Consider the following 9,125-nt stretch of genomic DNA (forward strand, 5'->3'; position numbering starts at 1 on the left):
CGTAGTGAATACCCTTGATCTCAAAATGGGTGTCCGGGATGACGTCGCCGGTCTGGGCGTCCCGTTTCAGAATCGTCAGGTTGGGCAGTTTTTTATCTGCCGCAGTGACGGTGATGGTTCCTCCGCCATTGACGTCCGCTTGATCGACATGAGCGAGGACTGGCTCGTCCAGCTTGGCAAAAGGCGACGGCGCGGAGACCTCGACGAAAGCGTACATTCCTTCGGTCACGTCCGTCACCGTGATACTGCCGTCTTCCCTGGTGGCCTCGGTGCCGATGATCTGCCCGTCCTTCAGGATATTGAACACCGCGCCGGGGAGAGGATTGTTGGAATCGTCCAGCTTGATAAGCTGAATTTTTACCTTGCTGTCGTTTTCGAAAACGAGGGAAACATCGGATTTTCCATCCCAATGGAAGCTCTGCTTCACCTTGTTCTGGTCAGGGCTCTTGGTGTAGCCCTCCGGGGGAGTCATTTCCTCCGCGACATAACTGCCAATGGGCATGGAATCCCAGGGCACGTCCGTGAGCCAGCCGCCCTCGACGGTGGTGTAGGTCCCCACAAAGCTGTTATCCACGCCGGTGATTTTGATCACCGCCCCGGCAAGGCCCTTGGAGGGATTGTCCGCATCTACCTTGCGGATGCTGCCCTCCCCGGTAATGGTGGTGGAGTCCCGGAAGGTGACCGTCACAGTATTATTCCCATTGCTGGGCAGGGTGACATACTGCGGGGCGGCGCTGTCGATTTCATAGCCCTCCGGGGCGGAGGTCTCTGTTACGGCATAGGTCCCGGCGCTGAGGCCGCTGATCCGGTAAGTGCCGTTCTGGCCCGTGACCACGTCCTTGGAATAGGAGCCGTTGGTGGATTCAATGTGGAATCCGGCTCCGGGGAGACCCTTGGAGGGATTGGTGGCGTCCACCTTCTTGACGATGAGGACGTATTCCTCCTGCTCAATGTGCTCTACCGTCAGGTCGCCCAGGATGATCTTCTGCACAGACCCAGCAGGGTGGGCGGAGCTGCCGGCGCCGGTGAAGGTGTATTCATACACAGCGCACTTGCCCCAAACGCCCTGGCTGCCCAGGTCCAGGATGAACTGGGTCCGGTCCCGGAAGGAGCTCTCGCCCTGCTTCTGGTCGATGCTGGTGTAGTGGGTGCCCTCCAGGGTGTTGTACACGGCCATCAGCTCCTCGGCGCAGGCCACGACAGGATCGCTCATGCTGCCCTGCTGATACCGCCAGATGCAAGCCTGGACCCAGGCGTTCATATACCACCGATACCCGGGGCCCCAGACGTCCGCCACGCCCAGGGCCTCCGCCTCGTCGGTGAAGACGCCGGTGGAATGGGCGTAGTAATAGGCCATCATAGTTTCCACGGTGGGGTCGGAGATTGACCGCTTGTTCCCCCAGGTCTGGCCCTGGAGAGACGTTCCCATGTCTCCACCCTTGGTGCCGCAGAAGCCGGTGGTAATCTGGTTTCCGTTTGCGAAGGTCATTTCATGGAGAGTGCAGCGCCCCAGGGCCGCGGACTGATACGCCACGCCGGAGTGGCCGAACTCCTTCAGCGTGATGGTGTCGCTTGCGGCAAAGGCCATGGTGGGGAACAGGCCCAGCACGCAGACCAGCGTCAGCAGCAGGGCCGTCAGGCGCGTTCGCAGGGAATGATGTTTTTCGTTCATAAAGGGTTCCTTTCCAAACTGAATTTTTGAAAGAAAAAAGGCCCATTAGCGATTTGCTAATGGGCCTCCGTGTGATGTGAGATCGTTCCTTATTCGTAGGGATTATGGCTGGTAGGATCACCTGCGACCATGTAGCAGTAGGCTTTTCCGTTTTTGAAGGTGACGCCGGTGCCGACATGGGACGCCTCCTCCAGCAGCATGGTTTTATAGTGCCCAGGAGACTCGATCCAATAATCGATGGCCTGCCGGGCGATGTCCGGGCAGTCATAGGCGCCGAACATGGTGAGGTTGTAGAGCCCGCCGTGAGGCCAGCCGTAGCGGATGAGGGCCATGTGGTCATAGGGCTGGTGCTCCGTGACGCACTGGCTGGAGACGTCCTGAGCGGCGTTCATGAGAGACTCGTCCGTGGGCAGTTCTGCCAATCCATGCTCCCGGCGCACCTCGTTGATGAGTCGGACCATCTCCAGGCGGATGTCCAGGTTGGCGGAGAGGTCCAGGGTATCCGCCTGGGCAAGAGCAGACGTTTCTTTTTGGAAGTCGTCTGCCGCCTCGGCGGTTCCTACCGTCAGCGTCAGGCTGCCGGCGGTTCCGTCCGCATTGGTGACGGTGATCTCAGCCGTGCCCTCCGCCTTGGCGACGGCCACCCAATAGGTCAGAACCCGTTCGAGAGCAACAGCTTCGGGGTTGCTGGACACGGCGCGGTACTCCGAACCGGCAGGTCCGATGATGAGGCAGCTTCTTTCGCCTGCCTCCAGGGTATTGCCCTTGTAGCTGCCCACCCGGATCTCCGGGTCTGCCGCCAGGGCCGGGCCCGCCAGCAGCGCCGCAGACAGTATGCCAGCCGTCAACATCCCGAACACTTTACTGTTCCTTTTCATAGCTTTTCCTCCATTTCCGTGATTTTGTCAGGGTTTTGCAACCGCAACACTACCACAGATTTGGGGGAATGTCTATTGGAATCGGCAAACAGTCCGGCCCGGTTTAATCGGTCGACTCAACCGCTCTCACACACCACCGGAGGTCCCGCTCGTCCCGGACGCAGGTGTACAGCGTCAGGCAGTTGTTGGAGGTGTTCTCCAGGCTGCTCCGGTCCGTTTCCGTGACCTTGGCCACGGAGGTGACCTCATAGGTCCGGGTGCCCTCTTTGGTGGTGAGGGTGATCTCGTCCCCGGCCTCCAGGGTATGGATTTTGCCGAAATAGCTGTTGGTTCCGCGATTGTGCGCAGCCAATCCAACATTTCCATTCCAGATGGAGGTCTCCTCGAAGTGGCCCACGCCCTTCTTCAGCGCGGTGCTGTCCGTGCCCTGGACGATCTTGACATTCAGGCCGATGGCGGGGATTTTCAGCGTCCCCAGGGACCCGTTGGCGTAGTAGCTGTCCTCTGTCACGCTGGTGAAGCCCACGGAGGCCGAGTCATTGGGCCGGGTGGTGATGGTGAAATGCTCCGGGGGAGTGGCATTGCCGGAGGAGCCGCTGTCCAGAATGGACGTGCTGGGCAGGAACCCGCCCATGCCGCTGGACACGCTGTCTTCCGACACAGAGTAATTCGCTCCGCCCACCTGATTCACCAGCCCGCCGGAGAGCGCTCCAGAAACAAGGTTCGGGGTCAGGTGTTCGCCGGAGCCGGGGAGGTAGCTGGTGGGGGTGCCGAAGCCGGGGGCCACCAGGGCCACATTCTTGCTCCGGTCCACGTTGGGGTTTTCCTCCTCGTAGATCGTATCGTCGCTGGTGGGCCGGGCGAAGAGGAAATCGTCCGCCCCGTCATAGCTGTACTCGAGGGCGCTGGCCGGAACCACGCACAAGGCGCAGATCATGCAGGCCAGCAGGAAAGTTCTCAATTTCAAGTTTTTTTCATCTCCTTCGAATCTTTTTGAAAGCAAACGCGCCGCCCAGGACCAGCGCCAGCACCACGCCGCCGATCATGAGCGGACGCCCAATGCCGGAAACGTCAACAGGTTCGCCGTCCTGGACGCCGGAGTCCTTCGAGGCCTCGACGCTTCCGAACACGGCGGTATAGGTGACCACATTGCAGCCGGTCTTGGAGACCTCGCCGGAGTAGTCCGCCGTTACCGTGTATCCGGTGGCGTATTTGCTGGAGGTGCTGCCGGTGTACCGGGCCGTGGCGGTGTAGCGGGTGACCACGCCGTCGCCTTCCTCCTGGGTGGAATTGCTCCACTGCACGTCCGCCAGGGTCAGGCTCCGCCCGCCGTCCGAGATGGTCTTGGGCACCAGGGACAGGTCCGCGTCCGTTAATCATAGTTAGGGATGTACCGCAAAAGTATTTTCAGATGTCGATCTTGCCCGCAAAGCGGTAGAAAATCTCCACTTCTTGTTCCCGAATGCCATCCGGCCCCCGTTTCCCTTCGTGAACCAGGATTTTCTCAATCAGCGTATTAAGCAGGGGCGCGTCCAACTCGGTGATCTCGCTGTACTGCCGGATGAGCTTGACCCACTTCTCGGCGTCCTCCGCAGACTGCTTTGCGTTTTCCATGGCCGACTTCAGCGCGGCAATCTTATCATCCAGATCTGCCTGCTCCGCCTGGTACCGCTCAGACAGCAGATTGAAATTGCTCTCCGTGATGCGGCCCGCCGACCAGTCCTCGTACATCTTTACAAAAAGGTCATTGACCGTCTTGCGGCGCTTTTCGGCTTTCCTGAGTTCGGCCTCCCGTTTTTTCCTCTCAGCCTGCCGCCCCTTATCGCCATTTTGAAGCAGACGTTCCAAGAGCTGCTGCTCATCCTTCTGTGCCATGGATGCCCAAAATTGCAGCCGTTCCAGCACATAGGCGTACAGTGTGTTGTAGCTGATGAAGTGCATGGTACACTCGTCCACCTTTTTGCTGTAGGTACCACAGGAGAAATAGCCAGGATGGTTTCCCTTATTCTGCCTTGCAAAGTGCATCGTCCATCCGCAGTCTGCGCACTTGACCAGTCCAGCGAATATCTGTGTCGTACCATCCTTGCGCTGCCTGCGGCGGCTGATGATCTGCTTCTGCACCTGATCAAACACATCCCTGCTGATGATGGACTCATGGGTTCCCTCCACTCGAACCCATTCAGAGACAGGATTCCGAGTCTGCTTTTTCAGTTTGAAAGATTTGACGGACGTTTTATTGTGGATACTATTGCCAAGGTAGTTCTCATCTGTTAAAATAAGCCTGATTTTCGTTTCATTCCATGCATACCGCGTTTTCTCGGGCGCATCCTGATAGATGTGCGCGTAAGCCCCCTCTTTGATGTAGTGGAGATATCCAGGAGTGGGAACCTTTTCCCGAATCAGGGCCTTCATGATTTTCGCTGCGCCCATTCCGTGGACAGCCATGTCGAAAATCTTTTCCACGATCCACTTCGTTTCCGGGTCCACCAGCAGATGGCCTTTTTGATCCGGGTCCCATCGGTAGCCCAGCGGTGCGAATGAACTGATGTGAGCGCCGTTCATCCGGCGGGCTTTCAGAGCGGCCTTTACCTTCTTGCTGGTCTGCCGCGCGTGCATTTCATTGAACAGGTGCTGTTGGGGAAGGGTACGAAAAGTTTTGAAAAAGCCAGGATTTATGCGGGATTGCGGCGGATTGGCTCCTGACTGTTCCCACCCTGGAATAGAAAACGGCAAAAGCCGACAACTGCATACTGTTTTTTGCGGGAGAATGTAGCATAGCTATGTTCTCCCTTTTTTCATCCCCATTTTGCGATGGGGTATTTTTATTTGTAGTAGGGAGTTGAGAACACATGAACGCCCAAGTGATCGCCGTAGTCAATCAAAAAGGCGGTACGGGCAAGAGTACAACTTGCGCAAACCTCGGCATCGGTCTGGCCCAAGCCGGGAAAAAGGTGTTAGTGGTGGACGTAGACCCCCAGGCCAGTCTTTCCATCAGCCTGGACCATTCCCAGCCGGACGATCTGCCCGTCACCCTCTCGGACCTGATGGGCAAGGTGCTGAACGATCAGCCCATCGCTCCCGGCGAGGGCATCCTGCATCATGCGGAGGGCGTGGACCTCATGCCATCAAACATCCAACTCTCCGGCATGGAGGTGTCGCTGGTGAACGCCATGAGCCGCGAGACCATCCTGCGGCAGTATCTGGACACGGTTCGGAAACAGTACACCCACATCCTGCTGGACTGCCAGCCCTCCCTGGGTATGCTCACCGTCAACGCCCTGGCCGCTGCCAATCGCCTGATCGTCCCCGTCCAGGCGGAGTACCTCCCGGCGAAAGGGCTTGAACAGCTCTTGCAGACCGTGGGCAAGGTGCGGCGGCAGATCAATCCCAAACTGCTCATTGACGGCATCCTGCTGACGATGGTAGACAGCCGGACCAACTTCGCCAGAGAGATCAGCGCCCTGCTCCGGGAGACCTACGGCGGGGACATCAAGGTATTCGATTCCGAGATACCCCACTCTGTCCGGGCCAAGGAGACCAGCGCCGAGGGCAAGAGCATCTTTGCCCATGACCCCGGCGGCAAGGTGGCCGAAGCCTATGGAAATCTGACGCGGGAGGTGTTACAGCTTGAAAAGCAGCGCGCGAAAAGTAGAGCTGGCATCGGCCGCTGATTTATTCTCCACGGAGCAGGAGCGTCAGGACGCAAAACTGGAGAAGGTGCAGAATATCCCGCTGTCCGAGCTGTACCCGTTCCCAGACCACCCCTTTTCCGTAAGGGATGATGATTCTATGAAGGAAACCGTGGAGAGCGTCAAGGAATACGGCGTTCTCATGCCCGCAATCGCCCGTCCTCGCGAGGGCGGCGGCTATGAGTTGGTGGCCGGACACCGGCGCAAACACGCCTGCGAACTGGCAGGACTGGACACCATGCCGGTCATTGTCCGGGATTTGGACCGGGACACCGCTATTATTTTCATGGTGGACAGTAACCTCCAGCGGGAAAATATTCTTCCCAGCGAGAGGGCTAAAGCCTATAAAATGAAACTGGATGCTATCAAACGGAGGGCCGGACGGCCCACAGTAGAGCATGGAGGAAATTCGCCGAAAATTTCGGCGAATTTCCGTAGCGATGATGAGATTGGTGCGGAGATGGGTGTAAGCGGCGATACTGTCCGCAATTACATCGCACTCACACAACTGGTCCCGGAACTTCAGCAGATGGTGGACGATAGGAAAATCGCCATGACCCCCGCCTATCAAATCGCGGCTCTTAAACCAGATGAACAGGCGCTTCTGGTGGAAACGATCAACAGTGAACAGGCTACTCCATCGCTGTCCCAGGCCCAGCGGATGAAAAAACTCAGTCAGTCCGGGAAACTGGATGAGGACACCATGCTGGGCATCATGTCGGAGGAAAAAAAGCCGGAGGTCGATAAGATTGTTCTGACTTCCGACACCCTCCACAAATATTTCCCCCGCTCCTACACCCCCAAGCAGATGCAGGACACTATCATCAAACTGTTGGAACAGTGGATGAAGAAACGTCAGCGCAGCCAGGAGCGGTAATTGAATATCGGACAAGCAGACCGTCCACGCCTACACCACCGACGGCAAGGCGCCCATGTCTTTCAACTACCGGGGCAAGGACCTGTTCGGCCAGCGGGCCACCCGGCTGTACGAGGACAACGACCAGAGCTGTGCCTCCATCGTGCTGACGGACCGCACCTATGAGCTGTGGCTGCTGGAGGACATGGATCTTGTTGCCGTGGCCTGCGTGTCCCTGGACTGCGGGGACGGCGAGTACGTCACCGAGTATCGGGAGATCAAGGAGGGGGACCCCTGGGACAGCCCCATGTATCTGGACCTGGATGAGCTGGCCGATGAGATCAACGCAATGTGCGCCGCCTACTATGAGAGCGACATCCCTCTCTATGAGCTGTAACAGACGGGAAAGGAGATAAAAAGGCAGTTTTCCCGTCATGGGAACCATAAAAAGTGATGAAATCTATTCGGCGGTCTCCCTCTCAGGTGGAAAAGACAGTTCGTGTCTTTTGATTCTGATGATCGAAAAGGGCCTGCCCATCGACTGCGTACTCTACGCCGATACAGGCATGGAGTTCCCGGAGATGGAGGCCCATATCGCCAAACTGGATGATTTTCTTTTTCGGGAGCGAGGATTGCACATTACCACCCTGCGGCATCCCTGCGGTTTTGAATGGCTCATGTTCCATGTCCCCCTGCAACAAAAACGGGCCATAGAGAGGCGTATTGCCAAGGGCCAACAGGCGACTGGCTATGGCTGGCCTGGGATGCGGGTGCGCTGGTGTACTGGACAGCTCAAAACCCATCTTATCACCAGAGAGGATAACCGGCTGAATAAGGAGAAAAATGTCCTGCACCATATCGGTATCGCCGCCGATGAAGCCCACCGCTGCAAAGACGATCCTCATAACCGCTATCCATTGGTGGAATGGGGAATCACCGAGGCCCAGGCGCTGCAAATCTGCTATGACCGAGGCTACGATTGGGGCGGGCTGTATGAGGTATATCGCCGCGCCTCTTGCTGGTGCTGTCCCTTTCAACGTATTGACGAACTGCGAAAGCTGCGCCATCACCACCCGGAGCTATGGGTGCGGCTGCTGGACATGGACAATCGGGCGCGGGCCATGTTCGGCCCTGGTCCCCTGGGACAGTTCAAGCAGAATTGGAGCGTGGAACGGCTGGAAGAACGCTTTGCCCGCGAGGACGGGTCAACCACCGCATAACCAAAATCTAAACAGGAAGTGAGTTGAAATGGCTGTCTATCGTGTAGAACGGACGCGAGATTACACCGTCATGTCAAATTATCATCTGAAAGATACATCCCTGTCGCTGAAAGCCAAGGGGCTGCTGTCCATGTTTCTCTCTTTCCCGGAGGACTGGAATTACAGCACACGGGGGCTTGCCGCCATCTGCAAGGAGGGTGTGGACGCTATCGGCAGTACCATCAAGGAGCTGGAAAAGGCGGGCTACATCATCCGCCGCCAGCTTCGCGGGGCCAACGGGCGTATTACGGACACCGAGTACATCATCTACGAAAAGCCCCAGCCCCCGGAGCCGCCCGCGCCGGATGCGGACGAGCCGGATATGCCCCCGCCAGATACGGCATCACCACATACGGAAAACCCGGATGTGGCTGGCCCGGATATGGCCGCGCCGCATACGGAGAACCCCGCCCAATTAAATATAAATCAATTCAAAACTCAAAAATCAAATACTCAGCGATCAAATACTCATTCATTCCCTCCCCCTACCCCCTCCGAGACACCCGCGCAGCCGGTGGAAGGAATGAAAGAAATTTTTGAGAAGCGGGATGAAATTCGGGATCAGATCGAGTATGACCTGATCGTTACTCCCTCCAACCGGGAGCAGCTCAACGAGTTTGTGGAGATCATGCTGGAGGTTGCGCTCAGCCGCACCCCCACCATGAAGATCGGGCGGGACGCGGAATATCCTACGGCCTTCGTCCGGCAGCGGTTTGAGCAGATCACCTCCGCCCACATCGAGAAGGTGCTGGACGGCATCCAGGAGAACAC

The 9,125-nt window shown here is 57.6% G+C and carries 10 protein-coding genes; 5 read left to right on the top strand and 5 right to left on the bottom strand.

Annotation, left to right across the window (positions count from 1 at the left end; all coding sequences use genetic code 11):
• From Q1M04_RS15515 to Q1M04_RS15535, 5 genes are all read right to left on the bottom strand, one after another.
• The coding region (locus Q1M04_RS15515) for a collagen binding domain-containing protein (protein ID WP_300448735.1) at window positions 1–1,672 on the bottom strand (1,672 nt) is incomplete at its 3' end.
• A gap of 89 nt (window positions 1,673–1,761) precedes the next feature.
• Window positions 1,762–2,550: a CAP domain-containing protein gene (locus Q1M04_RS15520; RefSeq protein WP_300347214.1), complete on the bottom strand. Its 789-nt coding sequence runs from the start codon at window positions 2,548–2,550 to the stop codon at window positions 1,762–1,764.
• A gap of 103 nt (window positions 2,551–2,653) precedes the next feature.
• On the bottom strand, window positions 2,654–3,487 hold the full coding sequence (locus Q1M04_RS15525) for a class D sortase (protein WP_300347226.1): 834 nt from the start codon (window positions 3,485–3,487) through the stop codon (window positions 2,654–2,656).
• 37 nt (window positions 3,488–3,524) lie between these two features.
• Window positions 3,525–3,902, bottom strand: coding sequence for a hypothetical protein (locus Q1M04_RS15530; RefSeq protein ID WP_300347217.1), 378 nt, complete (start codon window positions 3,900–3,902; stop codon window positions 3,525–3,527).
• Between the two features lie 55 nt (window positions 3,903–3,957).
• Window positions 3,958–5,166: a DUF4368 domain-containing protein gene (locus tag Q1M04_RS15535; RefSeq protein WP_300448740.1), complete on the bottom strand. Its 1,209-nt coding sequence runs from the start codon at window positions 5,164–5,166 to the stop codon at window positions 3,958–3,960.
• 233 nt (window positions 5,167–5,399) lie between these two features.
• Between Q1M04_RS15535 and Q1M04_RS15540 the strand changes: the two genes are divergently transcribed.
• The 5 genes from Q1M04_RS15540 to Q1M04_RS15560 all read left to right on the top strand — a co-directional run.
• The gene (locus Q1M04_RS15540) at window positions 5,400–6,221 is read left to right on the top strand and encodes a ParA family protein (RefSeq protein ID WP_300448743.1); all 822 of its coding nucleotides are present in this window, start codon (window positions 5,400–5,402) and stop codon (window positions 6,219–6,221) included.
• The gene (locus tag Q1M04_RS15545) at window positions 6,178–7,116 is read left to right on the top strand and encodes a ParB/RepB/Spo0J family partition protein (protein ID WP_300448746.1); all 939 of its coding nucleotides are present in this window, start codon (window positions 6,178–6,180) and stop codon (window positions 7,114–7,116) included. The genes Q1M04_RS15540 and Q1M04_RS15545 overlap by 44 nt, the downstream gene beginning before the upstream one ends.
• A gap of 55 nt (window positions 7,117–7,171) precedes the next feature.
• Window positions 7,172–7,492 carry a hypothetical protein gene (locus Q1M04_RS15550; RefSeq protein WP_300448749.1) on the top strand — a complete coding sequence of 107 codons (321 nt, stop codon included), beginning with the start codon at window positions 7,172–7,174 and terminating at the stop codon, window positions 7,490–7,492.
• A 37-nt stretch (window positions 7,493–7,529) separates the two neighbouring features.
• Complete coding sequence (locus tag Q1M04_RS15555) at window positions 7,530–8,315, top strand: phosphoadenosine phosphosulfate reductase family protein (protein ID WP_300448752.1); 786 nt, start codon at window positions 7,530–7,532, stop codon at window positions 8,313–8,315.
• A gap of 28 nt (window positions 8,316–8,343) precedes the next feature.
• Window positions 8,344–9,125, top strand: a 782-nt coding sequence (locus Q1M04_RS15560) for a DUF6017 domain-containing protein (RefSeq protein WP_300448755.1), incomplete at its 3' end; no start/stop codon positions are given.

Origin of the sequence: uncultured Oscillibacter sp. (genome assembly GCF_950073225.1) — a bacterium.
Lineage (GTDB): Bacteria > Bacillota > Clostridia > Oscillospirales > Oscillospiraceae > Oscillibacter.